Below are 25574 nucleotides of genomic sequence, written 5' to 3' on the forward strand. Positions count from 1 at the left end.
GCGGCCAAAAGGTCACCGTTCGCGGTCGTCTACTGTCCCAGCGGCGGTTCCACGCCCTCCGGTCAGACGGGCCTGGGAATCCGGTCGACGACTGTCGTCTCGTCGACGACCAGGTTGTAGGCCGATTCGTCGTCGTTCCAGAGGGCGAGTACGCCGTCGAACGCGAGGAGGTCGCCGTAGTCTGCCTCGAGCAGATTCCGGTTCCCGGCCGTCTGCTGGACGAGGACCGCGTAGTTGTCCGCCGTCTCGGACCCATCGCTCACCTTGAACAGCGGGTTCGCGTCGGTCGCGGGGTCGGTCGACGCGAGGTTCCGGGAGAGTTTGACGGCGAGGAGGTCGATGCGGTTCGAGACGTGCTGTTCCATGTCCGCCATCCTGGCGTACGTCGACGGACTGGGCGTCACGTCGAGGATGCGAGCGCCGTCGAGGCGGAGGATGCTGTAGGAGAATTGCACGTCGACGTTGACGAACTCGCCGGCGGTGTCGGCTCCGTCGGCGGTCGAGGTGGGTTCGGGTCGGGCACCGTCGTCGAGGCGACGCTGGAACGGGGGCACGTCGAGGTCCGGTCGCACGTCGAACGACCAGCCCTCGTCGGTCGGGGCCGCGTTCGGCCAGAGTCGGACGGTCGGTGCGTACACGGTGGGACGGCGGGGAGTCGAGTCGCCGGTGGAACGGTCGGCAGGGTCGTCGACGATGGCCCGTTCGACGCGCCGGAGGCCGATACTCGTGTTCCTGTCGGCCGGTGCGAGTGCGACGACGGACCCGTCGTCGGCCAGGAACGGCACGTAGCGACGGACGACCGCTTCGGGGTCGTCGAGTTCGTTGAGCACGTTCGCGAAGAGGACGACGTCGTACTCGCCGTCGGGGTCGAACGCTTCCGCCGTGGTCTCGTGTATCTCGTGGTGGAAGTTCGGGCCGGTGACGTCGAGCAGGTCGTCGAGGACTTCGGTCGCCGCACTCGGTTCGACGGCGTGGTAGTCCACCAGCGCGTCGTCCGGGAGGTAGTCGTGAACACCGAGGGCCGGGCCGCCGACGCCAGCACCGACGTCGAGGATTCTGAGGGTTCGGGGGAGGAGCTGCTTGGCGACGAGGTCGTTCAGCACGTACTGGACGGCCGCGTAGAAGTCGGGGAGGTGATAGACGGCGTAGCCGAGTGCGACGTCCGCGTCGTACTCGACGGGCCGACGCTGGTAGTAGTCGTCCTTGAGGCGCCGGACGGTCTCCCGAAGTTCGTCGCCGGTGTCGCCGGTCGCCCAGTCGTAGCCGTAGCGTTCGACGAGCAGGTCCTCGAGTTCGGCGGCGTACTCGTCGGGGAACGCACGCACTTCGTCCACGCCGGTCCGCACTGGTTCGTCGGAGGCGGGAACGAACGTGCCGTCGTCTCGCTCGACCAGTCCGAGGCCGAGTGCCTCCTCCCTGAGCACCTGCCGGACGACGGCCGGGTGCGGGTGTCCCGAGACGTAGTCGCAGATCTCCTCGGGGTCGATGGGGCGGACGTTCCTGAGGTACTTCGCGTTGGCGACGACGTCGTCTCTGTCGATCATCGGTGTTCAGTCCTCGTCAGTTCGGTCCTCGCGGTGACCGTCCCTGATTCGCTCGTAGAGTGCCGTGAACTCCTCACAGTCCGCATCGGCGACGCGGCGGGCAGCGGCAGCGAGGTCGTCCGCGCCGTCGAACCGCGACTGGATGTCGGCGTAGACCCGTGCGTCGCCGTCGGTAACCTGTTCTACGAGGCCGTCCAGCGCGGCCGAGACGGGAGTGTGGAACCGCTCGTCGACGGATTCGCTGGCGAGTCCGTACGCCAGCACCGCGGCGTGGGCCGACGCCTGCACCGTCTCCATCGCCCGGTCGTGTTCCGACGGGGTGGTCTCGAACAGGTCGTTCCCGGCGGCCGCGAGTGCGTCCCTGAACTCGTCCGTCGCCGGGCCTGGGTCGTCCGGGACGAGCGCGATGGTCCCCGGGGCGTTCGACGGCGCGAACAGGGGGTGGAAGCTGACGCGCTCCAGGTCCGGAGCGTGACGGCGCATGGCAGCGATCGGCCCGGCCATCTCGCCGACCACGTCGACGATGGCGCGCTCGGCACGGTGGGCCTGGTCGGCAACGGCCTCGGCCGCAGCAGGCATCGGTACCGCGATACAGACCACGTCGAAGGACTCCGTGCCGTCCAGGTCCACCGCCCGACCACCGACCGCCGCGGCCGCCGATTCGGCCACGCTCCGGTCGGCGTCGGCGAGGGCGACGTCGCTGCCGAGGGTCTCGGCTACCCAGCGTCCCATCGAACCGGCGCCGACGACGAGCGTTCGCATCGCTTCCGGGTAGCAAACCGGTCGGGAAAAGGGGTTCGGTCGGCCTCAGAAGAAGCCGGCGATGTAGAACAGGACGATGGTGAACACGATGAGCGAACCGATGATTATCATCAGCAGGTTGAACGCGCCGTCAGGGGTCATTCCGGATAGATTCATGTCTTTGAGCAGAGATACCGGAAGCGACATGTTAAAGCTGTTTATCGGTGCTGGCCAGCCTCAGTCGACGACCAGTTCGACCGGGTAGTCGACGAGGTTCTCGTAGCCCTCTTCGGTGACGACGACGATGTCCTCGATTCGGACACCACCGACGTCGGGGTCGTACAGGCCCGGTTCGATGGTGATGACATGTCCGGGTTCGAGTTCCTCGCCGTTGAGCGACACCGACGGCGACTCGTGGACGTCGAGTCCGACGCCGTGTCCCGTCGAGTGGATGAAGCCCGTCTCGGTGTCGGGGTCCGTGAACACCGTCGGGTAGCCCGCTTCCTGATAGACGTCGACGACGGCCTGGTTGACGTCCGCACCGGTCACGCCGGGCTCGACCGCGTCGAGTGCCGCCCTCCGCGCCTCGTCGGTCACCTCGTACCACTCGAGTTGCGTCTCCGAGGCGTCGCCCTTGAGGAACGTCCGGGTCATGTCAGAGTGGTACTTCGACGCCTTGTCCCGCGGGAAGATGTCGACGATGACGAACTCGTTCGCTCGAAGCGGCCCGCTCCCCCGGTCGTGAGGGTCGGCGGCGTCCGCACCGCAGGCGACGATGGTCTCGTCGAGCGAGCAGTCGTGCCGAATGAGCGTTATCTCGATCTCTTGCTTGACGAACTCGCTCGTCAGCGCCTCGCCGTCCGGTCGACGGAGCACGCCGTCGTCGTCGACGGTGGCCTCCGCGACGAGTTCCTCAGCGCGGGCCATCGCGGCCTCGTTCGCCCGCTGGGCCGTCCTGACGTGGTCGACCTCCTCGTCTGTCTTGACGGCCCGGATGTCCCGGACGATGCCGTCGCGGTCGGGTGTCACCTCGAGTCCCTCCTCTCGGAGTCCGTCTGCCGTCGAGAGGGGGAACTGACCGTTGACCGCCAGCGAGTCTACCCCGAGGTCGGCCAGGAACTCGGCGAGCAACTTCTGGTGAGCCAGTTCCTCGCCGTACTCCTCCATCTTCTCCCGGGCGTCGTAGTCCGAGTGACGCTTGACGACGTCGGCCCGACTCTCCTTCTTGGCCCGACCGTACTCCAGAGAGGAGACCAGCAGTCCGGTCTGTTCGGGGGTGTAGACGCCGAAGAACGGGTCTGGGGCGCCGAACCCGGACAGGTAGTAGAGGTCGGAGCTCGACGCGTCGTCCTCTAGGGCGTAGCCGTCGAGGTTCGCTTCGTCGAGATAGTCGTCGAGTGCAGAGAAGTCGGGTTCCATACGCCGACACACCGACGCCGTCGCTATAAACCTGTCCGGTTCTGCCGGTCGGCCCGGCCCTCAGCCGAGGACGGACACGTCGACCCGGTGGGGGCCGTCCGGGGTCTGCAGTTCGACGCTGTCGACGATGTGCTCGCGGACTCGCTCCCGCCAGCGTTCCAGGGCGGCGACGTGTCGGTCGTGGTGTGCCTCCACGTCGTACTCGCCGTCGTCGGGTTCCGTGTCGTCGGCGTGTGGGTACGGGGGTACACCGTCGTCGACGAGCGACCCCGGAGGAACGTGGACCGACGGCGCATCGCCCGGCTGGTCGGTCATGCCCCCGTCGTCCGATGCGACCGACTGGACCCGGTGAATCCGGGCTCGCATCCGTCCGTTGAACGGCGGTGTAACCCGGAGTACGACCTCGATTCCCTGGTTCGAGGCTTCGAGGGCAGCGACCACGTCGTCGGCGTGTATCGCGAGCGACCGGACGACCGTCGGGTCGTCGGGGTCGACGGGCATATCCGACCCGTGGTCTGCGACCGACTTCAGTACGTCGCCCGACCACGGGTCGACGGGCGACACGAATTCTGACCGCTGTCGGTAGCCTCATACGTCGACCCGTAGACGCCTCTGACATGGACGTTGTCATCGAACCGTCGACGGTCCGCGGTACCGCGCGGGCACCACCGTCGAAGAGCTACACCCACCGGGCCATCCTCGCCGCCGGCTATGCGGACGGGGCCGTCGTCACGGACCCACTGGTGAGCGCCGACACGCGTGCGACCGCCCGGGCGGTCGAAGCCTTCGGTGGGTCGGTCGACGTCGCCGAGGGCGAGTCGCAACTGGACGTCACCGGGTTCGACGGTCGGCCGGTCGTTCCGGACGACGTACTCGACTGTGCCAACAGCGGAACGACGATGCGATTGACCACGGCGACGGCGGGACTGGTCGACGGGACGACGGTCCTGACCGGCGACGAGTCGCTCCGGTCACGGCCGCAGGGACCGCTCCTCGACGCACTCTCGACCCTCGCCGCGCGCGCGGTGAGCACCCGACGCAACGGGCAGGCACCGCTGGTCGTCGACGGCCCCATCGCCGGTGGTGCGGTCTCGATTCCAGGCGACGTCTCCTCCCAGTACGTGACCGCGCTGCTGATGGCGGGAGCCGTCACCGACGACGGCATCCGAATCGACCTCTCGACCGAACTCAAGTCTGCGCCCTACGTCGAGATAACGCTCGACGTCCTGGACGCGTTCGGGGTTGAGGCGGGACGGACGGACGGCGGGTTCGCCGTCGACGGCGGCCAGCGGTACGACGCCAGCGGCGAGTACGCCGTACCGGGGGACTTCTCGTCGCTGTCGTACCTGCTCGCGGCCGGGGCCATCGCCGCCCCCGACGGACTGACCCTCACCGGGGCGGTGCCGAGCGCGCAGGGGGACACGGCCATCGTCGACGTCCTCGACCGGATGGGCGCGGCGATCGACTGGGACCGAGCGGCGGGCACCATCGACGTCTCCCGGTCGTCGCTGTCGGGGACGTCGGTCGACGTCTCGGACACGCCCGACCTGCTCCCGACCGTCGCGTCGCTCGGGGCAGTCGCTGACGGCGAGACGCACATCCAGAACGTCGAGCACGTCCGCTACAAGGAGACGGACCGCGTGAGCGCGATGGCCGAGGAGTTGACGAGACTCGGCGCGAGCGTCACCGAACGAGAGGACGAACTCGTCGTCCACGGCGGGGAGTCGACCCTCGTGGGGACCCGGGTCGACGGGCGCAAGGACCACCGCATCGTCATGGCGCTGTCGGTCGTCGGACTCGTCGCCGAGGGCGAGACGACCGTCGAGCACGCCGAACACGTCGACGTCTCCTTTCCGGACTTCTTCGACGTGCTGTACGACCTCGGCGGGACCGTGCACCACCGACACGGTACCGGATAGTCTATCTACGAATCGACCCTCGGTCGTGACATGCTCCGAACGGACCTGGCGGCGTCGCTCCGCGAACGGTGCGGCGACGCCGGCTATCTCTTCCCGGACTACGATGGGTACTGCTTCGCCAACGTTCCCGGGTCTGTGGCGTCGCTACTCGGCGCCGAGGCAGGCAGGTCGCTACCCGGTGACGTCTTCGACGGCGTCGACGTCGATGGCGTCGAGACGGTCCTCGTCGTGCTGGTCGACGGGTTCGGCTGGGCGCAGTGGCGGCGCGAGCGCGAGCACCACGAGTTCCTGTCCCGACTCTCGGACGCCGCGCTGGTGACGCCGGTGACCTCCACCTACCCGAGCGAGACGGCGTCTGCCATCACGACGTTCCACACCGGTGCGCTGCCGGCCGAACACGGCGTCGTCGGTTGGAACGTCTACGAACCGACGACCGACGAGGCGTTCGAGGTGCTCCCGTTCCTGACGAAGGACGGGCGGGAACCGACCGGTTTCGTTCGCGACGAGGTCTGGAACGCCGAATCCATCTACCCGACGCTGGCCGAGCAGGGCGTCGAGTCCCACCACGTGGTCCCGTTCCCCAGGACGTACGACGGGGCGACGCTGCACAGGTACGACGGACTCGACGAGGTTCCCGAGACGGTCGGCGATGCACTCGAGGCGGCCGACGGCCGGTCGTACTGCTTCTGCTACCTGCCGCACGTCGACCACGAGGGCCACCGCACTGGTACCCGGTCGAGGGCCTACCGCGAGACGGTCGCCGAGGTGTTCGAGGTGGTCGCGGAGGCCGTCGACGGACTCGACGACGCGACGGCCGAGGAGACGCTCTTGCTGGTCACTGCGGACCACGGCCACGTCGACACCGACCCGGACCTGAACGTCGACCTCGACGCGGACGAGGAACTGGTCGCCGCACTCGCACGGGACGGCCACGGCGACCCGATCCGCTTCGCCGGGAGTCCACGTAACGTTCACCTGCATCTGCAGGACGGGACGGTCGAGTCGACGGCCCGTCGGTTGTCCGAGACGCTGGATGCACGGGTGTTCACCCAGTCAGAAGCGCTCGAACTGGAGTTGTTCGGCGACGTCGACGCCTCGGAGACGTTCCGGCGGCGACTCGGCGACCTCGTGTTGACCCACCGCGAACTGGGAACGTGGTGGGGTATGCACGAACCGGAGGAGCTCCGACTCGTCGGGATGCACGGGGGACTGCACCCCGAGGAGATGTTGACGGCGGTCGCGGCCGTCCGCCTCTCGGAGCTATGATGTCGCTACTCGGGACTGTGACCCCGTAAGGTGGACTGGGGCGAACAGGCGACGCGGCGACGGTCGTCCGGCGGTTCGTCGCACACCCGCCTCGGTCGCCGGACGGCATCGGTCAGGACACGCCTGTCCTGGCCCCGCCATCGTACTTGAACGGTGACTTCTGCACCTTCTAGAACACATAAATCCCCAGGTGACCGAGACTGACGCATGAACGGCAATCGGTTCGGTCGTCTCTTCCAGGTGACCACCTACGGCGAGAGCCACGGCGCGGGGATGGGCGTCACGGTGTCCGGGTGTCCCGCGGGCCTCGAACTCTCCGAGGACGACGTACAGGCCGAACTGGACCGGCGCAAACCCGGCCAGTCGATGATAACCACGAGCAGGGGAGAACCCGACGCCGTCTCCATCCAGTCCGGCGTTCAGGACGGGTACACGACGGGGACGCCCATTGGGATGGTCATCGAGAATAAGGACGCACGGTCGGAGAAGTACGAACCGTTCGTCACGGCCCCCCGCCCGAGTCACGGCGACTTCACCTACTCCGCGAAGTTCGGCACGCGGAACTGGGGCGGCGGTGGCCGCTCCTCGGCGCGCGAGACGGTGAACTGGGTCGCGGCCGGTGCGATCGCGAAGAAGATTCTCGCGACCGAGGGCGTCGAGATAAAGGCCCACGTGAACCAGATCGGCGACGTCGAAGCCCCGGAGGTGACGTGGGAGGAACTGCTGGAACACACCGAGGAGAACGAGGTACGGTGTGCCCACCCCGAGACGGCAGCACGGATGCGCGAGCGCATCGACGAGTACCAGCAGGCGGGCGACTCCATCGGTGGGAGCATCTACTTCGAGGTCCGGGGACTGCCCCGCGGCCTCGGCGCGCCCCGGTTCGACAGCGTTCCGGCCCGCCTCGGACAGGCGCTCATGGCCGTTCCGGCGGCCACCGCCTTCGAGTTCGGCCTCGGGCGCGAGGCCCGGTCGGTCGCGGGTCACGACCGGAACGAGGACTGGGAGTTCGACGACGACGGTGACCCCGTCCCGGTCGGCAACGACCACGGTGGCCTGCAGGGTGGCATCACGACCGGTCAGCCGGTCTTCGGCGAACTGACGCTGCACGCCCCCACGTCGATTCCGAAGGAACAGACGACCGTCGACTGGGAGACCGGCGAGGAGAAGACCGCACAGGTCATCGGGCGCCACGACCCGGTTCTGCCGCCACGGGGCGTGCCCGTCGTGGAGTCGATGGTCGCGTGTACGTTCCTCGACTTCATGCTGCTCGGCGGCCGAATAAACCCGGACCGACTGGACGACCGGCCCGGGGAGTACGATACCGACTACCACCCGAGTCGCCCCGAGTGAGGGCCGTCAGTCCAGCAGCCCGAGGTCCTTCGCGACCATGTCCGTCAACCGTTCCATGACGGCCGGGTCGACCTCGGCGACGGCCTCGCCGTCGTGTAGCTGGTCGTTGTGGCGGGCGACGGCGGCTTCGACGTCGTCGAATGGTACCGACGTCCGGGTGTCGCACTCGGGGCAGACGACGGGAATCTCCGGTGACGTTCCTTCGCTGGGCATGGGGCAGGCGTTCTCGACGCAGGCTGAAGTACCCACGGGTCGTGGCCGCGGGTCGACGGGACGACCCTGTTAGCAAGGTACGTCCCAGTGGCGGTCCAATAGGAACGTTCGTGAGGATTGCTCACAGACCGACGCCGCTGCCCTCCCGGAGAATCTAGAACGAGTTCTCGGTTCCTCATTATTAATCCGTGCTAATGTATAGCAAAGGCTTTAGTCTAACTCTGTCCAACCTTCAAATACACTGGCCTTACAGGGGGCCGTGATTACTGAGCATGACTGACGACGAACTTATCTGGCGGATCGCAGGTGGTTCCGGGGACGGGATCGACTCGACCAGCCAGAACTTCGCGAAGGCCCTGATGCGGTCGGGCCTCGACATCTTCACGCATCGCCACTACCCATCGCGGATCCGTGGTGGCCACACGTACGTGGAGATTCGGGCAGCAGGGCACGAGGTACAGTCCCGAGGTGACGGGTACAACTTCCTACTCGCGCTGGGTGACTCGTTCGCCCGGAACCCGAAGGAGGGAGCCGTCTACGGAAACGAGGAGACGAAACCGCTGTCGGAGAACCTCGACGAGTTGCGCGAGGGTGGCATCATCGTCTACGACTCCGGACTCCTCGACGAGGACGACGTGGCGGACCTGAACCTCGAAGAACGGGCCGAGGAGAACGACTGGCACGTCTTCCCCATCGACCTTCGCGGGATGGCGAAAGAACACGGGCGCGAAGTGATGCGGAACACGGCCGGCGTCGGCGTCACTGCCGCACTCCTGGAGATGGACCTCGACCACATCGAGGACCTGATGGAGGACGCGATGTCCGGCGACGTGCTCGAAGCCAACCTCTCCATCCTCCGCGACGCCTACGACATGGCGAACGAGGAGTACGAGTTCGAGCACGACCTCCGCGCCCCGACGGGCGAGCACGACGAGGAACAGGTCCTCGTCTCGGGGTCGAACGCCATCGCGTACGGTGCCCTCGACGAGGGCTGCCGGTTCATCGCCGGCTACCCGATGACGCCGTGGACCGACGTGTTCACCATCATGTCCCAGAACCTGCCGAAGTTCGGGGGCATCTCCGAGCAGGTCGAGGACGAGATCGCCGCAGCGGCGCTCGCCGTCGGTGCGAGCCACGCCGGCGCGAAGGCCATGTCCGGGTCGTCCGGCGGTGGCTTCGCGCTGATGTCCGAACCGCTGGGGCTGGCAGAGATGACAGAGACGCCCCTGGTGCTCGTCGAGTCGATGCGTGCCGGTCCGTCGACCGGGATGCCGACCAAGCCCGAGCAGGCCGACCTCGAACACGTCCTGTACACCAGTCAGGGCGACTCCCAGCGCGTCGTCTTCGCGCCGGGCACCATCGAGGAGGCCTACGACCAGACGCGGATGGCGTTCCACATCGCCTACGAGTACCAGATTCCGACAATCGTCATCTACGACCAGAAGCTCTCCGGCGAGAACAAGAACGTCGACGAGAGCTTCTTCGACCGCGAACCGAACCCGTCGCTCGGGTCGACGCTCACGGAGGAGGAACTCGCCGAGGCGGCCCACGAGGCCACCGGCAAGTTCATGCGGTTCCAGACGGACCCCGATGAGACCGAGAACGGGGTCAGTCCGCGCTCGCTCCCCGGGCAGAAGGGCGGGCGCTACCTCGCCTCGGGCAACGAACACTGGCCCTCGGGCCACATCGCCGAGGACCCGGACAACCGCGTCCTGCAGATGGACCGTCGCAAGCGCAAGATAGAATCCATCCGGCAGGAACTCGACGAGGACCACGAGTCCCAGCAGACCTACTTCGGCGACGAGAGCGCCGACCTCGGTATCATCACGTGGGGGTCCCAGCAGGGGACCGTCGAGGAGGCCGTCGAGCGCCTCAACGACGCCGGGCACCCGGTCAAGGGTGTCGGCGTCTCCGACATGATGCCGTTCCCCGAGACGGAACTGACCGAGTTCCTCGAGAGCGTCGACGAGGCGCTCGTCGTCGAGATGAACTCGTCCGGCCAGTTCCGCGGCCTGCTCCAGAAGGAACTGGGCCGGTTCGGCTCGAAGCTCACCTCGATGCTCAAGTACAACGGGAACCCGTTCGAACCCGGCGAGATCGTCGAGGGCTTCGAGATTCGACTCGGGGGCGACGCCCACGAACCGACAGCACAGGTACGATTCGAACCCGCAGTAGGTGACTAGACCATGAGTGCATTCAACGCCATCGGAGAAGAACGCGAGATAGACCGGGACGAGTTCACCCCCGGCAACGAGCCCCAGCCGACCTGGTGTCCGGGATGCGGTGACTTCGGGGTCCTCAAGGCGCTGAAACAGGCGCTCCCCGAGGTCGGACGCACGCCCGAGGAGGTGCTGACCGTCACCGGCATCGGCTGTTCGGGCAAACTGAACAGCTACCTGGACAGTTACGGCTTCCACACCATCCACGGCAGGGCGCTTCCCGTGGCCCGTGCCGCGAAGCTGGCGAACCCCGGCCTCGAGGTCGTCGCCGCCGGCGGCGACGGCGACGGCTACGGCATCGGCGGGAACCACTTCATGCACACCGCCCGGGAGAACCACGACATGACCTACATCGTGTTCAACAACGAGGTCTTCGGCCTGACGAAGGGCCAGACCTCGCCCACGTCGCCCAAGGGTCACAAGTCGAAGACCCAGCCCTCGGGCAACGCGAAGTCGCCCATCCGGCCGCTGTCGATGGCGCTCAACGCCGGTGCCGGCTACGTCGCCCGCACCGCCGCCGTCAACCCGAACCAGGCGAAGGAGATAATCAAGGAGGCCATCGAGTACGACGGCTTCGCCCACATCGACTTCCTGACGCAGTGTCCGACCTGGAACAAGGACGCCCGTCAGTACGTCCCGTACATCGACGTACAGGAGTCCGACGACTACGACCACGACGTCACCGACCGGGAGGAGGCGGCCCGGATGATGTTCGAGACGGAGAACAAACTCTACGAGGGCGAGGTCCTCACCGGCCGGTACTACGTCGACGAGGAGAGCCCGTCGTACCAGGCCGAGAAGAAGGCTATCGGCGAGATGCCGGAGGAACCGCTCGTCGAGCGCTACTTCGACGACGACTACGAGTGGGAGCGTAGCTACGACCTGCTCGAACGGCACAAGTAAATCACCCAGGGACGGGCGGGTCGGCCCACCGACCGACCCCAGGAGACCTCGTTCTCGTCCCCAGCCGGTTGGTTTTCGGATTCATAACTTATTTTTCCGCCCACGCAAACTCTACTGTATGAGCACCGAATCGACGGCTGACCGCATCCTCTCCGTGCTCGAGGAGGACGCACAGGCCTCCTACGCGGAGATAGCGGAACGGGCGAACGTCTCGAAACCGACCGTCAGGAAGTACATCAGTCAGCTCGAAGACGACGGCGTCATCGTCGGCTACTCGGCCGACGTGGACCCGAAGAAACTCTCCAGCCAGTCCATCGCGCTGGTCGGCATCGACGTGGCGTCCGAGCGCTACGTCGAGGCGACCCGCGCCCTGAAGGGACTCTCTGCCATCGAATCGCTCTACACCTCCAGCGGGGACCACATGCTGATGGCCGAGGTCCGCGCCACCGACGGCGACGAACTCGGCGACGTCATCCACGACGACATCCTCGGCATCGACGGAGTCACCGCCGCCCACCCCTCCTTCCTGCAGGAACGGCTGAAGTAACGCCCGCCGACGACCGAGGAGCGACAGGCCGTCGATTCCTCCATCCGACACCTTTTGGCCGCGTATCACCAATTCGTACCTATGCCCGTCTACTCGCGTGAGACGTTCGTCCGCGCACCCCTGTCGACGGTCTGGGACTTCCACTCCCACATCTCGGGGCTGGAGGCGCTGACTCCGGACTTCGCCAACCTCCGCGTCGAGGCGGTTCGTGGCCCCGACGGCGAACCGGACCCGGCGGTGCTCGCCGCCGGAACCCAGATCTCGATGTCGATGCGCCCGTTCGGCGTCGGGCCACGCCAGCGATGGACCTCGGTCATCACGGACCGTACCGAGGACGAGCGTGCGGCGACGTTCCGCGACGAGATGCGTGACGGACCGTTCCCGCACTGGGACCACACCCACAGTTTCTACGCCCGGGACGACGGGACACTCGTCTCCGACCGGGTCGAGTACCGCCTCCCGCTCGGTCCCCTCGGTGACCTCGTCGGCCCGCTGGCGTGGTTCGGTCTCGAACCCATGTTCCGGTACCGTCACCGCCGGACCAGGGAACTCCTCGAACCCTGACGACGTCGCCGCCTCGCGTAGCTTTATCCGGAATCGTGACGTATCCGACCCCATGGCACACGTCGTTGTCGTCGGTGGCGGACCCGCCGGACTGTCCGCCGCCCTGTTCACGGCGAAGAACGGCCTCGAGACCACGATTTTCGACACGGACAAGACCTGGCTTCACAAGGCCCACCTGTTCAACTACCTGGGCATCGACTCCGTCGACGGTACCGAGTTCCTCGAGGAGTCACGCGACCAGGCCGACGAGTTCGGCGTCGAACGCCACCAGGGAACGGCGGTGACCGACGTCAGCGAGTCGGGCGACGGCTTCTCCGTCACCACCGAGGAGGGCGATTTCGACGCCGACTACGTCGTCCTCGCCACCGGTGCGGACCGCGACCTCGCGGCCGACCTCGGTTGCGACTTCACCGACGAGGACGTCGTGGAGGTGGACGTGACGATGGAGACGAGCGTCTCGGACTGCTACGCGACGGGCGCGATGGTCCGGGCCGAGGAGTGGCAGGCGGTTATCTCCGCCGGGGACGGCGCGGCGGCGGCCCTGAACGTGCTGACGAAGGAGAAGGGAGAACACTTCCACGACTTCGACACGCCGGCAGACGCCGAGTAGGACGAACGGACCTCCGCGACCCGTCCACCGTTCTCGACCGACCCGGAGACGCCGACGAGCAGTTCCGCGGGTCACCGGACGACGACCGCGTCGTCGTCCGGTTCCACAACGGCTAACCGGGACCGCCTCCTCCCGCCGACAATGACAGGCCGCGTATCGGGAGACGTCCCGCCGGTTGCTGCCCTCGCCGTCGCCGTCGCGGCCGTCAGCACGAGCGCACCCCTCATCGAACTCTCCGGTGCGCCGAGCACAGTGAAGGCGTTCTACCGCGTGGTGTTCATGGCCGCGCTGGTTACGCCAGTCGCCCTCCGTCGGAACCCGGGCGACTTCGGCCGCATCACTGCTCGTGACCTCGCCGTCGCGCTCGTCGCCGGCATCGCGCTCGCTGCGCACTTCGCGCTGTGGTTCGTGAGTTTCGAGTTCACGACCATCGCCGCGAGCGCCACGCTGGTCCAGACCCAACCGCTGTTCGTCGCCTTCGGCGCGTGGGCGCTCCTGGACGAACGGGTGACCGGGCGGATGGTCGCGGGTATCCTCGTGGCCGTCGTCGGTGCCGCGACCATCGGTCTCGGCGCCCCGAAGAGTTCCCTCGCGCCGGACCCGTTGCTCGGGAACGGCCTCGCCGTCCTCGCGGCCGCGATGGCCTCCGGGTACGTCCTCGCCGGGCGGTCGTTGCGCCAGCGCGTCCGACTGTTCCCCTACGTCACGCTGGTCTACGGAGCCTGTGCCGTGACGCTGTTCGGCGTCGTCCTCGTCGAGGGCCACTCGCTGGTCGAGTACCCGCCCCGGGAGTACGCCCTGTTCCTCGCGATGGCCGTCGGGCCGGGCATCTTCGGTCACACCGTCATCAACTGGTTACTGGAGCGCGTCGAGTCCTCGGTCGTCAGCGTCTCGCTGCTCGGCGAACCGGTCGGGAGCGCGATACTCGCCCTCGCCATCTTCGGCGAGGTTCCGGGCGTCGCGACCGTGGTCGGCGGGGCGGTCGCGCTGGTTGGCATCGCGGTGGTGGTCTGGTCTCGTCAGTCGGACGCTGGCGACCACGCTCAGTCGTCGTCGGAAGCGGCGTAGTTCGGGCGCTCGGCGTACTCGATCGGGTCGCGGACGCCGACGTTCTGGAACGCCTCCAGTCGGAACGCACAGGAGTCACAGGTCCCACAGGCGGGTTCGTTCTCGCGGTAGCAGGACCACGTGTCCTCGTAGGGGACGCCGAGTTCGACCCCGCGTTCGGCGATGTCCGTCTTCGACCACTCGACGAACGGGGCCTCGACGTCGACGTCGGTCTCCGGTTTCGTCCCGACGTCGACGAGGGTCTGGAAGGCGTCGAAGAACGCCGGCCGGCAGTCCGGATAGCCCGCGAAGTCCTCGCTGTGTGCACCGACGAACACGGCGTCGCAATCGTTGGCCTCGGCGTACGAGACGGCCATCGACAGCAGGTTCGCGTTCCGGAACGGGACGTAGGAGGTCGGAATCTCGTCGGTCTCCGGGTCCGCGTCGGCCACGTCCATCTCGTCGTCGGTCAGCGACGACGCGCCGATGGCCGCCAGATGGCCCGTCTCCACGCGGAGGAAGTCGACGACAGCGTCGAGTTCGTCGGCCAGTCGCCTGGCGCACTCGTACTCGCGGTCCTCGGTGTTCTGTCCGTAGGAGGTGTGCAACAGGTGGCAGTCGTAGCCCCGCTCGGCGGCCTCGTAGGCGGCCGTCGCGGAGTCCATCCCGCCGGAGGCGAGGACGACGGCGCGCTCGCCGTCGGTCGGGTGCTGTGCGTCGGTCTCGGTGGTCGTGTCTTCTGGCATGAGTCAGGTCTCGGGGGCGTCGTTCCACAGGTCGACGTGGAGCCGCGGCGTGTACCGGTAGCCGTGGGCCAGCGCGAGTTCGGCGACCGTCTCGCGCGTCTCGGCGAGTCGGTCGCGGGTCGCACCCTCGGGCATCAACAGGACGGCGTCGTCCGGGACGGCGACTGCTGCCGCGTCCCTGACCCGGTCGAGCAGGGCCTCCACCTCGGGCAGGTCGTCCGGACCGGTGACGACGAACTTCAACTGGGTCTCGTAGGTCTCGACGATGTCGACGAGCGCCGACAGGTCGACCCGGTCGGCCTCGTGCCGGTCGGCCCACTCCCCGTCACCCGCCGGGTCTCGCTCCGGGGTCGGCGTGCTGTTCCGGAGTTTCGGCGAGACGGAGGCGAGGTCGATGGGGGCGTCGCGGTAGATGGTCCCGTTCGTCTCGACGGTGCAGTGGTAGCCGCGTTCGTCGAGCGCGTCGAGGAGGGCCACGACGCCGTCGTGGAGTAGTGGTTCGCCGCCGGTGACGACGACGTGCTCTGCCTGCTCGTACGCGGTGACCTCGTCGAGTACGGCGTCGACGCTCATCCAGGCGTGGGTCGGTTCCCAGGAGGTGTGATAGGAGTCGCAGAACCAGCACCGGAGGTTGCACCCGCTCGTCCGGACGAAGACACTCGGGACGCCCGCGAGGGTGCCCTCCCCCTGGAGCGAGTAGAACAGTTCGTTGATGGGGAGTCGGCCGTCCTCCGCCGACCCCGCGTCCGGTCGCGTGACGTCGCTCGTGACGGGCATCTCAGAACTCGCTGCCGCCGCAGAGTTCGCTCGTCTCGGCCACCTGCACCGAGACGTCGGTGACGGTCTCTGGCAACTGGTCGGCCAGTTTGGCCTCCAGGAGCACGCTCATGACCTCGGCCGTCGGCGGGTGGTCGAGGACGACGACGCTGGCACCGTCGCCGGCCCGTTCGAACGCCTCGACGAGGGGGTCGCCGGACTCCAGCAGGAACCGGTGGTCCCACTCGGATATGACTGAGGTAATATCGCCTTTGTCGACGACCCATCCCTCCTCGGTGAGCGTCCCGGTGATGGCGACGGTCACCTCGTAGTTGTGACCGTGTGGACGAGAACACTTGCCGTCGTGGTGGAGGATGCGGTGGCCCGCACTGATGCGTATCGGTCTGTCCCGTCCGACGTAGAGCGTTCGCTCGCTCTCGTTCGTGAGTGACCCGCCCGGTTCGTCCGTCTCCAGCCGTACCGAAGTCATACCCAGGTATTATCGAGATAGTATTTCAAGATGGCGGTCACGTCGCCGTTCGTCGACCGCCAGCAGAGAGTTCCTGCTCGCCCGCGCTACTCGTCCATCTGGTCCTGTATCCGGTTCTTCGCCTCGGAGCGCTCCTTGCAGGAGAACTGCGGGTCCGGGTCGGAGAAGTCGACCGCGAGTTCGTCGAGCGTCCGTCGGTACACGTTGGTCCGGCGTCCCTCACCGGACAACTGACGCCCCTCGCACTTCAGCAACCCGACGTCGACGAGTTCCTCGATGCGCCGGTAGCAGGTCGCTATCGGGATACCCATCTCTTCGCTCAGTTCCTGTGCCGACGCCGGCGTCTGTGCTGCACACAGTATCTCCGCGCTGTACTTGTTTCCGAGAGTCGCGAGGAGGTCTGACGCCTCCGCGCTCGTTCCCTGCTCCGCCCAACGTCGTGTTGACATCCAATCCAGTATAGTTCGATTATCAAAATTGAATCTTGTGGTAAGTACCAGCCTCACTGACAATCGACGGTAACGTTAGGTTACCCGGCGAGCAGTTCGCCGGCCTTCAGACGCGGTCGGCCAGCGACGTGGTAGCGCAGGGGCCATAGCAACTGGTTACTGGCCGCGTTCGGGGGTCAACGTTTTTACCCACCGGGGGCGATACCCGTATAGAGATATGTCTGCGGACCTGCCCGACGAACTACTGGACGTCGACGACGAGTCCACCGACGCGGACGAGCCGGTCGAACGGACTACCGACCCACCCGAGCAGTACGAGGACGAGGAGGTACGTCGGTTCGTCGTGTTCTACATCGGCGAGCGACCGTTCGCCGTCAGCGTCGAGGCGGTCAAGACCATCGTCAAACTGTCCGAACGGACCCGCGTCCCCCGGACGTCCCCGGCGATCGACGGCATCATGGACCTCCGGGGCGAGATAACCGCGGTCATCGAACCGCGCTTTCACTTTCCCGTCGAGAGCGACCCGGTACCCGTCGAACACCAGCGTATCGTCGTCTTCGACAGGGCGGCCGACAAGCAGGGCGTCGGAATCCGCGTCGACGGCGTGCTGGGGGTTGAGTTGTTCCCGCTCCGACAGATAGTCCCCGGCGAACACGCCGACGAATCGGCTACTGACGCGGGCCATCCCATGGTGACTGCGGTCATCCGTCGGACGGAGGGAGACGAAGTGACGGAACGTATCGGGTTACTGGACATCAAAGCGCTCATCGAGGCGTCGGGCCAGGCCACGGCGTGATTTGGGTCGACTGAACGACCGATTATCGGCTGGTAAGTCTACTCTACCACTCATTCTCGCTCCTGATAACCGGGCAACAGCATTTATGTCCACGCTTCATCTAACGTGGCTTGGTGTACTAACTGAATGTCGACAGGGGTGCTCATCGTGGACGACTCTCATTTTATGCGGAACCTCCTCCGACAGATACTGGAGGACGAGTATGACATAGTAGGAGAGGCGTCCAACGGGGCAGAAGCGGTCAAACTGTACAAAGAGGAGAACCCGGACATCGTGATGATGGACATCGTGATGCCGAAGTGTAACGGAATCAAAGCGACGGCAGCGATAAAGAAGCTCGACCCCGATTCGCGGGTCATCATGTGCACGTCGGTCGGACAGCGTGAGAAGATGAAACTCGCGGTCAAGGCCGGCGCCGACGGCTACGTCACGAAACCGTTCGAGGAGCCGAGCGTCCGCAAAGCGCTCAAAGACGTCGTACCTGCATGACGAGCGTGCTGGTTGTCGACGATTCGCAGTTCATGCGAACTGTCATCGGCAACATCCTCGCCGACGACGGGTACGAGGTCTACAGCGCGAGCGACGGGAAGAAGGCGGTCGAAGCGGTCGAAGAACACGCACCGGACATCGTCACGATGGACGTGAAGATGCCCGGGATGGACGGTATCGAGGCGGTGAGCGAGATAATGTCGACGAATCCAACGCCGATACTGATGCTCAGCGCTCACACGGAACCAGGCGCGGACGCGACCCTCGACGCGCTCTCGAGAGGCGCCGTCGACTTCCTCGCCAAGCCGAGCGGCGAGGTGTCGCCGAACATAGCGAGTCTCTCGGACCGACTGGTCGCGAAGGTTCGCGCCGTCTCGCAGGCGGACATCTCGTCCGTCCCCCGTGATGGGACTTCGAGTGACGACGGTGTCACCGACCGCGACAGCGACTGCGACCCGGAACAGACGTACGTGGAGCACCCGACGGTCGTCATCGGCGCGTCGACGGGCGGCCCGAAACTCGTCGAACGCATCGTCACCGAACTCCCGCTCGCTCTCGACGCGAAGATACTCGTCGTCCAGCACATGCCGGAGTCGTTCACCGACCGCCTCGCCGCCCGTCTCGACCGCAAGACGAACTACACGGTCCGCGAGGCGAGCGACGGCGAGGCGGTCGACGACGGCGACGTCGTCGTCGCGAAGGGCGGCTACCACATGGAGGTCGCCGTGAACGTCGGCGGACGCATCCGCATCGAACTGACGGAAGGTCCGCGTCGACACGGCGTTCGTCCGGCGATCGACGTCACCATGGAGAGCGCCGCGGCGCGGGTTCGTGACCCGCTCTGTGGCGTCGCACTCACCGGCATGGGCAAAGACGGCGCGGCCGGCATCGAGGCGATACACGAGGCTGGCGGTGCGACAATCGCCCAGGACGAGGGCACCAGCCCCGTGTTCGGCATCCCGAAGCAGGCCATAGAGACGGGCTGCGTCGACGACGTACTACCGGCCGGCGACATCGCCGCCGGTATCTGCTCGGCGTTCACCCAGGAGGGTCAGACGTATGGATGAGTACCAGAAGGACTTCGTTCAGGAGAGCGAAGAGAACATCACGGAACTGAACAACGCGCTCCTCCGGCTGGAGCGTGAACCGGACGACGACGAGGCGATGGCGCGTATCTTCAGGACGGCGCACACCCTCAAGGGGAACGCCGGTGCGATGGGTTTCGAGGCCGCTTCGGACCTCGCACACGCGATAGAAGACCTCCTCGACGCCGTCCGGTCCGGCGACGTCGACGTCTCGTCCGAGTTGATGGACGAGATATTCGCCGCCGTCGACGAGATGGAGACGATGGTCGACGAGGTCCGCACGCACGGTGCGATACAGACGGACCCCTCGGAGACCATCGAGACGGTCCGCACCGTCCAGCAAGAACTGACGGGCATCCCCGCCATCACGGCCCCGGACGAGGACGAGATAGCCGACGCCCTCCGGGTGGCAGGTGACCTCGAAGACGAGGACCACAACGTGTTCCACGTCCGCCTCGCGGTCGACGAGCGAGGCGACGTCGCACACGGGAAGGCGGTCGTGAAGGCGCTCGCCGACGCGTTCGACCTCCTCGGGACCGTCCCGAACGAGGCGACCATCGCCGACGGCCACTACGACGGAACCTTCGACGCGGTGTTCGGCAGCGCGGTCGGCGAAGCCGCCATCTCGGCGGCCCTCGACCCGGTCGACGCCGTCGCCGACGCGCGCATCGAAGACGTGTCCGGTGCGTACGAGCGCGTCCGTGCCGAACCACCCGGAGAGTCGGACGACCTGTTCGACGAAGAACCCGGGTCGGGCATCGACTCCGACGCGGCACAGGACATGTCGGTCGACGACCTGCTCTCCGAGTTCGACGAGTACGACGACCTGGACGCGATGGTCGAGGAGATAGACGACGTCTCTGGATTCGAAGACCTCGGAGACGCCGGGTCGTTCGACGACCTCGGCTTCGGCGACGAACCGGAGACTGCCGACGCGTCCGGCGAGGGCCTCGACGACGGTGGGACCGACGACGCCACCGAGGGGCCGACCGCCGAGGCGGTCGAGGACCCGGACGAACAGGTCGACGACGCCGCGGCGACGTTCGCCGAACTCAAACAGGAGGTCGACCCCGTCGGCTTCGACGAGTTGCAGGACGAACTCGACGAACTCGAGTTCGACGAGTACGCCACGGAGGACGAGGTAGGGTTCGACGAACTCCTCGGAGAGGACTTCGACGAGAACGACGACGACTTCTTCTTCCAGGACGGCGCCGGGTCCGACGACGTCTCGGTCGACGACCTCGTCGGGAACGACGATGTGGCCGGGTTCGGAGAAGACGCCCCTGCCGACTCCGACGACCCGGAACCGGATTCGACCGACGAGACCGAACCGGCGGTCGAACCCATCGAGGCCGAGGCTTCCGAGTTCGTCGAGGACGTGACCTCCGAGTTCGTCGAGGACGAGGCGGCCCCGGAGAACGACGACGTCGACGAACCGGAAGCGGCCGAAGACACGTCCGCAGAGACGACCGACCCCGACGCGTCGGCCGAGAGTTCGGAACCGGCCGAGCAGACCGAAGCCGAGGGATCGGGAGTCGTGGCGGACGAACCGACCAGCGACGTGGACGACGGCGAGTCCGACGAGGTGTCCGATGACTTCGACGTCGCGGACGACGGCGACGAACTGGACCTCGACGCCTCCGACGAGGAGTCCGGGTCCGACGGCCTCTCTCCGTCTCCGTCGCCGTCCGAAGGAGACGACGACCTCGACCGCGTCGAGGTCAACCAGTTCGAACTCGACGACCCCGGCGTCGATGCCGGGTCGACGGACGACGTCGAAACGGGAGACTTCGGGCCCGGCGCCGGCGGCGACGGGGCGGCCGTCGACACGACCTACGGTGACTTCGGCGGCGTCGCGGGTGGCGGTGAAGACGGGTTCGACGAACCCGAGGTCGGCGGTGACTTCGACGCTCCCGACTCGCCGGGTGACGAATCCGCCGCCGGAGACGTCGAGACCGGGGGCCCGGTTCCCGAAGTCTCTGCACTCGACCACGATGTGGACATCCAGACGCTCGCACCCGACCCGGACGACGCGGACTCCGACGACGAGGTCCAGTCCATCCGGGTCGACATCGACCAGGTCGACCGCCTGCTCAACCTCGTCGAGGGACTCGTCACGAGTCGCGTCCGACTCCGTCGGAGCGTCGACGAAGGGGCAGACCCCGGTGAACTCACGAGAGAACTCGACGAACTCGAGGACCTGACCGGCGAGCTACAGGATACCGTCATGGACGTACGCCTGGTGCCGGTCGAGACGGTCGCGAACAAACTCCCGCGCATCGTCCGCGACATCTCGCGGGAACAGGACAAGGAGGTCGACTTCCGGATGGAGGGCGAAGGCGTCGAGATCGACCGCTCCATCCTGAACGAGATCGGCGACCCCCTGGTCCACATCGTCCGGAACGCGGTCGACCACGGCATCGAATCCCCCGCCGAGCGCGAGGAGGTGGGCAAGCCGGAGACCGGGGACGTCACCCTGTCGGTCGAGCGCGCACGCGACCAGGTCGTCATCGAGGTCGCCGACGACGGTCGGGGTCTCGACTCCGAACTGCTCCGCGAGGCCGCTGTCGAGGCCGACGTTCTCGACGAGTCTGAGGCCTCGGAGCTTTCGGACGCCGAGGCGCACGACCTGATATTCCACCCCGGCCTGTCTACGGCCACTGAAGTGACGGACGTGAGCGGTCGGGGCGTCGGGATGGACGTGGTGAAGAGTACGGTGAACCAACTCGACGGCAGCGTGTCCGTCGAGAGCGAACCCGGCGAGGGGACGACGATTCGGATGCGGCTTCCGGTCACCGTCGCCATCGCCGACGTCATGTTCGTACAGTCAGGCGACGAGGAGTTCGGCGTGCCGACGAAGGTCATCCGCGACATCAGTCCGGCGGCCGCCGTCGGCGTCGAGACGGGGCAGGACGTCGTCCACGAGGGCGACGACACCTTCCCGCTCGTCCGCCTGCACGAGGAGTTAGAGACGCCGGGGACCCCACGGAACGGCGACGGCATGGTGCTCCGAATCCGCGACGATGTGCGCTCTGTGGCCCTCCACTGCGACGAAGTCCGTGGGCAACAGGAAGTCGTCGTCAAGCCCTTCGAGGGTGTCCTCGGCGGTATCCCGGGACTGAGCGGTGCGACGGTGCTGGGGGAAGGTGAGATCGTGAACATCCTGGACGTGAAGACACTATGAACGGACACAGCTACTGGAGGAACCTATGAGTCTGATGGTTGACATTCGAAAGTTGAGTTTCATCAACGAGATGGCGAAGGTCGGTACCAACGGGGTCGCCGACAACATGAGCAAACTGACAGGCGAGGATGCCAGGATGGAGGTGACGAAGACGAACTTCATCGACATCCAGGACATCAAGACCCAGATGGACACCGGCAAGCGCGTCGGCGTCCGGGTGCGACTGATGGAGCCGCCACACGGTCACATCCTCGTCCTGTTCCCCGAGTCGAGCGCGAGGAAGATAACCGCGCTCATGCTCTCGGAGATGGTCGACGACATGTCCGAAGTCTCCGGCGAGATGGCCCGGTCAGCGGTCGAAGAACTGGGCAACATGATGGCGTCCGGGTTCATCGACGGTTGGGCCGACGTCCTCGGCCGAACGATAGACATCGCGACGCCCCAGCTCGTCTACGCACCGGCGGGTGAGATAGTCGAACGGACCGCGGGCCTCGGCGGCGAGGACCTCGCGCTCTTTTTCGACTCCAACCTGACCGTCCCGAGTTACGACATCGATGCCGAGATCTACGCCTTCCCGGACCTCCAAGAGTTCGTGGAGATGGTCAACGGCATCGAAGCCAGGCCCACATGAGACTCGACGTCACCGCACTCGGGACCTTCTACGAGATGGCCCGCGAAGGGGCCGGGCTGGCCGCGGGCCGTCTGACGCGCATGACCGACGTGAACACTCGTGTCGGGGTCACCAAGCTGAACTTCATGCGTGGCTCGGACATTACCACCGAGTTCGAGGACGGCAAGCCGAAGGTCGGCGTCAGGGTCGAACTCTCGGGCGGTCTCGAAGGCCACTCGCTCATCATCTTCGAACGCGAGGCGGCCCTCCAGGTCGTCCGCACGCTGGTCGAGGAGGCGACCGCCGACGAGTTCGACGAGATGAGCCGGTCGGCGGCGACCGAGGTCGGCCAGATAATGAACGCCGGGTTCATCGACGGCTGGGCCGACGTCCTCGGGACCGCGATCGACGTCTCGACGCCCGAGTTCGTCGAGGGAGAGACGTCCGAGCCGTTCCTCGACGACCTCGCCGAGGCACCGGACGACGACGACCTCGCGTTGCTGTTCCAGAGCCGCATCGAGGCGGTCGACACTGAGATCGGGTTCCAGCACTACCTGTTCCCGGACCGCGAATCGATGGCGGCCGTCCTCGACAAGCACGCCGACGACGACAGTCGTGGCATCGAGTACGACAAACTCGTGGGGTTCGACGAGATGGCCCAGCAGGGCGCCCAGGAGGTCGCGTCCAACGTGACGACGCTCACCGGCATCGACACGAGCGTGAAGATCCGTCGCCTGAAGTTCGGCACGCTGGAGGCGATTCCCCAGGAGATCGACGACGAGATGCTCGTCGGCGTCGCCCACGAACTCGACGGGACGCCGTCGGGCTACCTGCTGTTCCTGTTCGACGAGCAGTCGGCCCGCGAGGTCGTCGAGGCGACGATACCGGACCCCCCGGAGGGGGAGTTCGGCGAACTCGGGACGAGCGCCATCAAGGAGCTCGGGAACATCATGGCATCGGGCTTCATCGACGGCTGGGCGAACGTCCTCGACACGACCATCGACCACTCTCCCCCGGAGTACATCCACGACTTCGGGGCGGCGGTCATCGACCCGGTCATCATCCAGCTCGGCGAGAACCAGGACTTCGCGTTCGTCTTCGACACGGTCATCAAGGCGAACGACCGTGAGTTCGACTGCTCCATCTACGCGATTCCCGACGAGAGAGACCTCGAACGCGCCCTGAACAACCTCGAAGTCGACAGGGTCGCAGACGCACAGACAACGGCCGATTTCCCCCTCGACGAAGTGAAGAACAGATGAAGACCTACGGAAGTGAGCCAGGCGAACCGAGACCCGTCCAGGTCGGCATCTCGGAGTTCGTGGTCCGAGGCAAGGAGTCCGAAGACACCCTGAAGTCGTACGGGCTCGGGTCGTGTCTGGCCATCGCGCTGTACGACCCGGACTCGGAGATCGGCGGACTCGCCCACGTGATGCTGCCCGACGGCGACGCGGCCGACGGGGCCGATACACAACCGGGCAAGTACGCCGACACGGCGATTCGGGCGATGCTGCGCCGGATGGTAGAGAAGGGCGCGTCGTACACGTCCGTCGAGGCCAAGATAGCCGGCGGGAGCGACATGTTCGAGTTCGAGTCCTTCGGCGACGGCGTCGGCAATCGAAACGTCGCCGCCGCGAAGGACGAACTCGAGAAACTCGGCGTCCCGATACTCTCGGAGGACGTCGGCGGCAACAAGGGTCGAACGGTCGAGTTCGACGTGAGCACCGGTACGCTCGCGGTTCGGACCGCCGACAGCGACCGGGGAGTGAGGGAACTGTGACCGATGAGTCCGAGTTTCACCGCGTCGCGCAGTACGTCGAAGACGAGATCGGGTTCGCGACGAGTCACTACAACGACAGCTACCTGAAGCGGCGGCTCTCTTCTCGGATGCGTCGGACCGGGGCTGGCGACTACGGGGCGTACCAGCAGTTGCTCTCGGACGACCCGAGCGAGGAGGAGAAACTGCTGGACGCGCTCTCGATCAACGTGACCGGGTTCTTCCGGAACCCGGACGTCTGGAAGGGAATCCGTGAGGTCTTGCGCTCGCTGTCGGCCGAACGGGACCGCGTCCACGTCTGGTCGGCGGCCTGTGCCGACGGCCGGGAACCGTACTCGCTCGCGATGCTGGCCATGGACGACCCACGCGTCGATGCAGAGCAGTTCCGCATCTACGGCACCGACATCAACGAAGCGTCGCTCACCACCGCACAGGAGGGCGTCTACCACAGTACCCGTACCGTCGACATCGCGGAGCAACTCGAGTTCCTGTCGAACTACCACGCCTACGTCGACGTCCAGGACCAGCGGTTCGAGGTGACCGACGATGTGAAACAGCACGTCACCTTCGCGCTTCACGACCTGATCAACGACGACCCGAAGTACGGGTTCGACCTCGTCGTCTGCCGGAACCTGTTCATCTACATCGACAACGAGTACAAGCGACCCATCCTGGAGACCATCGCCGAGTCGCTCAAACCGGGCGGCTACCTGGTCATCGGGAAGGCAGAGACCATCCCGCCCCAGTTGAAAACGACGTTCGACGTTCTCGACGGCCGACTCCGCATCTACCAGCGGGACTGAGCCGTCGCCGTTCTCCGTTCGCATCGCACTGTAGCGACGCTGCT

26 protein-coding genes are annotated in these 25574 nt (G+C 66.3%); 17 read left to right on the top strand and 9 right to left on the bottom strand.

Annotation, left to right across the window (positions count from 1 at the left end; translation table 11 throughout):
* Positions 1–62: 62 nt before the first annotated feature.
* The 4 genes from ACSC1W_RS18005 to ACSC1W_RS18020 form a co-directional block, all read right to left on the bottom strand.
* Positions 63–1544: a small ribosomal subunit Rsm22 family protein gene (locus tag ACSC1W_RS18005; protein ID WP_435349028.1), complete on the bottom strand. Its 1482-nt coding sequence runs from the start codon at positions 1542–1544 to the stop codon at positions 63–65.
* Positions 1545–1550: 6 nt separating this feature from the next.
* On the bottom strand, positions 1551–2306 hold the full coding sequence (locus ACSC1W_RS18010) for a prephenate dehydrogenase (RefSeq protein ID WP_435349029.1): 756 nt from the start codon (positions 2304–2306) through the stop codon (positions 1551–1553).
* Between the two features lie 216 nt (positions 2307–2522).
* Positions 2523–3704, bottom strand: coding sequence for a M24 family metallopeptidase (locus tag ACSC1W_RS18015; RefSeq protein ID WP_435349030.1), 1182 nt, complete (start codon positions 3702–3704; stop codon positions 2523–2525).
* A 60-nt stretch (positions 3705–3764) separates the two neighbouring features.
* Positions 3765–4205, bottom strand: a complete 441-nt coding sequence (locus ACSC1W_RS18020; protein ID WP_435349031.1) for a DUF8009 family protein — start codon at positions 4203–4205, stop codon at positions 3765–3767.
* 116 nt (positions 4206–4321) lie between these two features.
* On the opposite strand from ACSC1W_RS18020, the gene aroA reads away from it, so the two are divergent.
* The 3 genes from aroA to aroC all read left to right on the top strand — a co-directional run bounded on the left by aroA (position 4322) and on the right by aroC (position 8242).
* Positions 4322–5623 carry a 3-phosphoshikimate 1-carboxyvinyltransferase gene (gene aroA, locus ACSC1W_RS18025; protein WP_435349032.1) on the top strand — a complete coding sequence of 434 codons (1302 nt, stop codon included), beginning with the start codon at positions 4322–4324 and terminating at the stop codon, positions 5621–5623.
* 30 nt (positions 5624–5653) lie between these two features.
* Complete coding sequence (locus ACSC1W_RS18030; protein WP_435349033.1) at positions 5654–6889, top strand: alkaline phosphatase family protein; 1236 nt, start codon at positions 5654–5656, stop codon at positions 6887–6889.
* A gap of 207 nt (positions 6890–7096) precedes the next feature.
* The gene (gene aroC / locus ACSC1W_RS18035) at positions 7097–8242 is read left to right on the top strand and encodes a chorismate synthase (protein ID WP_435349034.1); all 1146 of its coding nucleotides are present in this window, start codon (positions 7097–7099) and stop codon (positions 8240–8242) included.
* Positions 8243–8248: 6 nt separating this feature from the next.
* Here the strand turns inward: aroC and ACSC1W_RS18040 are convergent, their stop codons facing one another.
* Entirely contained in the window at positions 8249–8455 is a 207-nt protein-coding gene (locus ACSC1W_RS18040) for a DUF8149 family protein (RefSeq protein ID WP_435349035.1), read from the bottom strand.
* Positions 8456–8727: 272 nt separating this feature from the next.
* Here ACSC1W_RS18040 and ACSC1W_RS18045 point away from each other — a divergent pair, with 272 nt between their 5' ends.
* From ACSC1W_RS18045 to ACSC1W_RS18070, 6 genes are all read left to right on the top strand, one after another.
* Positions 8728–10638, top strand: a complete 1911-nt coding sequence (locus tag ACSC1W_RS18045) for a 2-oxoacid:acceptor oxidoreductase subunit alpha (protein ID WP_435349036.1) — start codon at positions 8728–8730, stop codon at positions 10636–10638.
* A gap of 3 nt (positions 10639–10641) precedes the next feature.
* The gene (locus tag ACSC1W_RS18050) at positions 10642–11577 is read left to right on the top strand and encodes a thiamine pyrophosphate-dependent enzyme (protein WP_435349037.1); all 936 of its coding nucleotides are present in this window, start codon (positions 10642–10644) and stop codon (positions 11575–11577) included.
* 118 nt (positions 11578–11695) lie between these two features.
* Entirely contained in the window at positions 11696–12124 is a 429-nt protein-coding gene (gene lrpA1 / locus ACSC1W_RS18055) for an HTH-type transcriptional regulator LrpA1 (protein ID WP_435349038.1), read from the top strand.
* An 81-nt stretch (positions 12125–12205) separates the two neighbouring features.
* Positions 12206–12688, top strand: coding sequence for an SRPBCC family protein (locus ACSC1W_RS18060; RefSeq protein ID WP_435349039.1), 483 nt, complete (start codon positions 12206–12208; stop codon positions 12686–12688).
* Between the two features lie 52 nt (positions 12689–12740).
* Positions 12741–13298, top strand: coding sequence for an FAD-dependent oxidoreductase (locus ACSC1W_RS18065; protein WP_435349040.1), 558 nt, complete (start codon positions 12741–12743; stop codon positions 13296–13298).
* Between the two features lie 141 nt (positions 13299–13439).
* Positions 13440–14366, top strand: coding sequence for a DMT family transporter (locus ACSC1W_RS18070; protein WP_435349041.1), 927 nt, complete (start codon positions 13440–13442; stop codon positions 14364–14366).
* Here the strand turns inward: ACSC1W_RS18070 and queC are convergent.
* The 4 genes from queC to ACSC1W_RS18090 form a co-directional block, all read right to left on the bottom strand.
* Positions 14342–15091: a 7-cyano-7-deazaguanine synthase QueC gene (gene queC, locus ACSC1W_RS18075; RefSeq protein ID WP_435349042.1), complete on the bottom strand. Its 750-nt coding sequence runs from the start codon at positions 15089–15091 to the stop codon at positions 14342–14344. The genes ACSC1W_RS18070 and queC overlap by 25 nt on opposite strands.
* A 3-nt stretch (positions 15092–15094) precedes the next feature.
* A complete protein-coding gene (locus ACSC1W_RS18080; RefSeq protein WP_435349043.1) occupies positions 15095–15868 on the bottom strand; it encodes a 7-carboxy-7-deazaguanine synthase QueE in 774 nt (257 codons plus the stop codon).
* Position 15869: 1 nt separating this feature from the next.
* Positions 15870–16337, bottom strand: coding sequence for a 6-pyruvoyl trahydropterin synthase family protein (locus tag ACSC1W_RS18085; RefSeq protein ID WP_435349044.1), 468 nt, complete (start codon positions 16335–16337; stop codon positions 15870–15872).
* Between the two features lie 86 nt (positions 16338–16423).
* Positions 16424–16786, bottom strand: a complete 363-nt coding sequence (locus tag ACSC1W_RS18090; RefSeq protein WP_435349045.1) for a helix-turn-helix domain-containing protein — start codon at positions 16784–16786, stop codon at positions 16424–16426.
* Positions 16787–17003: 217 nt separating this feature from the next.
* Here ACSC1W_RS18090 and ACSC1W_RS18095 point away from each other — a divergent pair, with 217 nt between their 5' ends.
* From ACSC1W_RS18095 to ACSC1W_RS18130, 8 genes are all read left to right on the top strand, one after another.
* Complete coding sequence (locus ACSC1W_RS18095) at positions 17004–17582, top strand: chemotaxis protein CheW (protein WP_435349046.1); 579 nt, start codon at positions 17004–17006, stop codon at positions 17580–17582.
* A 126-nt stretch (positions 17583–17708) separates the two neighbouring features.
* On the top strand, positions 17709–18071 hold the full coding sequence (gene cheY / locus ACSC1W_RS18100) for a chemotaxis protein CheY (protein ID WP_435349047.1): 363 nt from the start codon (positions 17709–17711) through the stop codon (positions 18069–18071).
* On the top strand, positions 18068–19138 hold the full coding sequence (cheB, locus tag ACSC1W_RS18105; protein ID WP_435349048.1) for a chemotaxis-specific protein-glutamate methyltransferase CheB: 1071 nt from the start codon (positions 18068–18070) through the stop codon (positions 19136–19138). Before cheY ends, cheB begins: the two co-directional genes overlap by 4 nt.
* Positions 19131–22340, top strand: coding sequence for an ATP-binding protein (locus tag ACSC1W_RS18110; RefSeq protein WP_435349049.1), 3210 nt, complete (start codon positions 19131–19133; stop codon positions 22338–22340). Before cheB ends, ACSC1W_RS18110 begins: the two co-directional genes overlap by 8 nt.
* A 25-nt stretch (positions 22341–22365) precedes the next feature.
* Positions 22366–22971, top strand: coding sequence for a chemotaxis protein CheC (locus ACSC1W_RS18115; protein WP_435349050.1), 606 nt, complete (start codon positions 22366–22368; stop codon positions 22969–22971).
* A complete protein-coding gene (locus ACSC1W_RS18120; protein ID WP_435349051.1) occupies positions 22968–24212 on the top strand; it encodes a chemotaxis protein CheC in 1245 nt (414 codons plus the stop codon). The genes ACSC1W_RS18115 and ACSC1W_RS18120 overlap by 4 nt, the downstream gene beginning before the upstream one ends.
* Positions 24209–24730 carry a chemotaxis protein CheD gene (locus ACSC1W_RS18125; protein WP_435349052.1) on the top strand — a complete coding sequence of 174 codons (522 nt, stop codon included), beginning with the start codon at positions 24209–24211 and terminating at the stop codon, positions 24728–24730. Before ACSC1W_RS18120 ends, ACSC1W_RS18125 begins: the two co-directional genes overlap by 4 nt.
* Entirely contained in the window at positions 24727–25530 is an 804-nt protein-coding gene (locus tag ACSC1W_RS18130) for a CheR family methyltransferase (RefSeq protein ID WP_435349053.1), read from the top strand. Before ACSC1W_RS18125 ends, ACSC1W_RS18130 begins: the two co-directional genes overlap by 4 nt.
* Positions 25531–25574 lie beyond the last annotated feature (44 nt).

It is taken from the genome of Haloarchaeobius marinus (assembly GCF_051207415.1).
Taxonomy (GTDB): Archaea; Halobacteriota; Halobacteria; order Halobacteriales; family Natrialbaceae; genus Haloarchaeobius.

What these genes read in the sequence shown, in the direction of transcription:
- ACSC1W_RS18005 (WP_435349028.1), bottom strand. Translation starts at nt 1,544, where the DNA reads ATGATCGACAGAGACGACGTCGTCGCCAACGCGAAGTACCTCAGGAAC.
- ACSC1W_RS18010 (WP_435349029.1), bottom strand. Translation starts at nt 2,306, where the DNA reads ATGCGAACGCTCGTCGTCGGCGCCGGTTCGATGGGACGCTGGGTAGCC.
- ACSC1W_RS18015 (WP_435349030.1), bottom strand. Translation starts at nt 3,704, where the DNA reads ATGGAACCCGACTTCTCTGCACTCGACGACTATCTCGACGAAGCGAAC.
- ACSC1W_RS18020 (WP_435349031.1), bottom strand. Translation starts at nt 4,205, where the DNA reads ATGCCCGTCGACCCCGACGACCCGACGGTCGTCCGGTCGCTCGCGATA.
- aroA (WP_435349032.1), top strand. Translation starts at nt 4,322, where the DNA reads ATGGACGTTGTCATCGAACCGTCGACGGTCCGCGGTACCGCGCGGGCA.
- ACSC1W_RS18030 (WP_435349033.1), top strand. Translation starts at nt 5,654, where the DNA reads ATGCTCCGAACGGACCTGGCGGCGTCGCTCCGCGAACGGTGCGGCGAC.
- aroC (WP_435349034.1), top strand. Translation starts at nt 7,097, where the DNA reads ATGAACGGCAATCGGTTCGGTCGTCTCTTCCAGGTGACCACCTACGGC.
- ACSC1W_RS18040 (WP_435349035.1), bottom strand. Translation starts at nt 8,455, where the DNA reads ATGCCCAGCGAAGGAACGTCACCGGAGATTCCCGTCGTCTGCCCCGAG.
- ACSC1W_RS18045 (WP_435349036.1), top strand. Translation starts at nt 8,728, where the DNA reads ATGACTGACGACGAACTTATCTGGCGGATCGCAGGTGGTTCCGGGGAC.
- ACSC1W_RS18050 (WP_435349037.1), top strand. Translation starts at nt 10,642, where the DNA reads ATGAGTGCATTCAACGCCATCGGAGAAGAACGCGAGATAGACCGGGAC.
- lrpA1 (WP_435349038.1), top strand. Translation starts at nt 11,696, where the DNA reads ATGAGCACCGAATCGACGGCTGACCGCATCCTCTCCGTGCTCGAGGAG.
- ACSC1W_RS18060 (WP_435349039.1), top strand. Translation starts at nt 12,206, where the DNA reads ATGCCCGTCTACTCGCGTGAGACGTTCGTCCGCGCACCCCTGTCGACG.
- ACSC1W_RS18065 (WP_435349040.1), top strand. Translation starts at nt 12,741, where the DNA reads ATGGCACACGTCGTTGTCGTCGGTGGCGGACCCGCCGGACTGTCCGCC.
- ACSC1W_RS18070 (WP_435349041.1), top strand. Translation starts at nt 13,440, where the DNA reads ATGACAGGCCGCGTATCGGGAGACGTCCCGCCGGTTGCTGCCCTCGCC.
- queC (WP_435349042.1), bottom strand. Translation starts at nt 15,091, where the DNA reads ATGCCAGAAGACACGACCACCGAGACCGACGCACAGCACCCGACCGAC.
- ACSC1W_RS18080 (WP_435349043.1), bottom strand. Translation starts at nt 15,868, where the DNA reads ATGCCCGTCACGAGCGACGTCACGCGACCGGACGCGGGGTCGGCGGAG.
- ACSC1W_RS18085 (WP_435349044.1), bottom strand. Translation starts at nt 16,337, where the DNA reads ATGACTTCGGTACGGCTGGAGACGGACGAACCGGGCGGGTCACTCACG.
- ACSC1W_RS18090 (WP_435349045.1), bottom strand. Translation starts at nt 16,786, where the DNA reads ATGTCAACACGACGTTGGGCGGAGCAGGGAACGAGCGCGGAGGCGTCA.
- ACSC1W_RS18095 (WP_435349046.1), top strand. Translation starts at nt 17,004, where the DNA reads ATGTCTGCGGACCTGCCCGACGAACTACTGGACGTCGACGACGAGTCC.
- cheY (WP_435349047.1), top strand. Translation starts at nt 17,709, where the DNA reads ATGTCGACAGGGGTGCTCATCGTGGACGACTCTCATTTTATGCGGAAC.
- cheB (WP_435349048.1), top strand. Translation starts at nt 18,068, where the DNA reads ATGACGAGCGTGCTGGTTGTCGACGATTCGCAGTTCATGCGAACTGTC.
- ACSC1W_RS18110 (WP_435349049.1), top strand. Translation starts at nt 19,131, where the DNA reads ATGGATGAGTACCAGAAGGACTTCGTTCAGGAGAGCGAAGAGAACATC.
- ACSC1W_RS18115 (WP_435349050.1), top strand. Translation starts at nt 22,366, where the DNA reads ATGAGTCTGATGGTTGACATTCGAAAGTTGAGTTTCATCAACGAGATG.
- ACSC1W_RS18120 (WP_435349051.1), top strand. Translation starts at nt 22,968, where the DNA reads ATGAGACTCGACGTCACCGCACTCGGGACCTTCTACGAGATGGCCCGC.
- ACSC1W_RS18125 (WP_435349052.1), top strand. Translation starts at nt 24,209, where the DNA reads ATGAAGACCTACGGAAGTGAGCCAGGCGAACCGAGACCCGTCCAGGTC.